The sequence below is a fragment of the Peribacillus sp. P4_C12 genome, assembly GCF_056402095.1.
In genome coordinates this window covers 1-1449 of sequence record NZ_JBFUIB010000755.1, presented here as the reverse complement: position 1 = coordinate 1449, position 1449 = coordinate 1, and the positions used below count along the sequence as shown (strand labels likewise).

Genomic DNA, 1449 nt, shown 5'->3' with positions numbered 1-1449 from the left:
GGGATCAAGCGTTTGAACAATTAGATGCTTGGGTTGAAAGGACAGAATTTCGTGAGGAAGTACTTCTTCAATCTGCTCTTCAATTTGCAGAAAATGTTAAAAGGAATCATAAAAATAGTAAAGAACTCAGTGAACAATTTTCTAAAGAACTGCATCATTGGGAAAAAATATCTAGAGAGGAACTTCTCAACGCAACGACTGTCCTGCAATATTTTTTCCCAGTAAAGTCCTATGAGGAAATTAACAAACAATTAGATGATGTGCAAAACAATACAACAAAGTTAACATCAGGGGCTAATCTGCTAAATGGCGAACATGTTGACAACTTTATGTCCGTATTGAAAGACCATGTTGAATTTAGACAAAATAACCGCAATCTGTATGTGGACAATATGAAACAAACTGCTTCCATTATCCAGAATAAACAACGTGATTTCTTGAAAATAATGAATAACCAAATGAAAAATGTGTTTTTTCCTTTTCATACATATATGGAGGGATTAAACGAATCAATTAAATCAAATCAAAATACAGGGGGTACTTCAGAAAATGGTAGATCAAAAAACATTTGATCCTTATGATATGTTTAAAAAATTTAGTGACCAATGGGAAAAACAAGCAAATGATTTCATCAAAGGATCGTCAAATAATCCGGAATTTGTAAGCTATTCAAGATTAACCTCGGATACCCAAGCACGTTATCTGGAGTTTTTTAAAAAGAACCAGGAGTTTTTCGCCAATCAATGGAACGTACCTACTAAAGCAGATTTGTCTAACGTAGCGAAATTAGCTATCCAAACGGAAGAAAAATTGGACTCGCTGGAAGAACAGTTATGGAAATTACAAGATTCTGTTGATTCCTCCAATAAGGAAATGGAAAGCATTACTGAAGTTTCCCGTGACATTATTAAGCTAGTAAAACAGCTAAAAAAAGAGCAAACGATATCCAAAAAAGAGTTAGAAGAGGTAAAACAGTTGAAATCAAATCTCCAAGAAGTGAAAAGTGAATTGGCAGAAATCCATAGCTTAAAAGAGGAGATTCTGATTCTTAAAGAGCTAATGGGCAAAAACATTGATACAAAAGCAAAACAAGAACAAAACCTAGCTGTTACATCTAAATGATAATAAGGAGGAATAAATTTGGCTACTGAAACTCTAAATAATAATACAATTCCCTCTTTCGATTTTGAAAAAGAGATGACGCGTTGGAACGAATTTTCAAATGCCATCAATGGACCTGAACTAAGTGAAGGTCACACTCCCAGACATGCTATTTGGAAAAAAAATAAGGCGACTTTATGGCATTATCCTACCGTTGAAAAAAAATATGATGTTCCTGTCTTTATTGTTTACTCGCTAATCAACCGCCCTACTATCCTAGATTTTGCACCTGGAACCAGTGTAATAGGAGGCCTTGTAAACAGTGGCTATGATGTGTATTTATTAGAC

At 34.4% G+C, this 1449-nt stretch carries 2 protein-coding genes and 1 pseudogene; all 3 read left to right on the top strand.

Annotated features, from left to right (window positions below):
• The coding region (locus AC1DUW_RS28680; protein ID WP_477644166.1) for a hypothetical protein at positions 1 to 572 on the top strand (572 nt) is incomplete at its 5' end.
• A complete protein-coding gene (locus tag AC1DUW_RS28675; RefSeq protein WP_053346018.1) occupies positions 550 to 1122 on the top strand; it encodes a polyhydroxyalkanoate biosynthesis repressor PhaR in 573 nt (190 codons plus the stop codon). The genes AC1DUW_RS28680 and AC1DUW_RS28675, both read left to right, overlap by 23 nt.
• Before the next feature lie 18 nt (positions 1123 to 1140).
• Positions 1141 to 1449, top strand: a pseudogene (locus AC1DUW_RS28670) (alpha/beta fold hydrolase); the annotation flags it as partial.

Excerpts from the sequence above, each read along its gene's own strand:
- AC1DUW_RS28675 (WP_053346018.1), top strand. The coding sequence starts at position 550 with ATGGTAGATCAAAAAACATTTGATCCTTATGATATGTTTAAAAAATTT.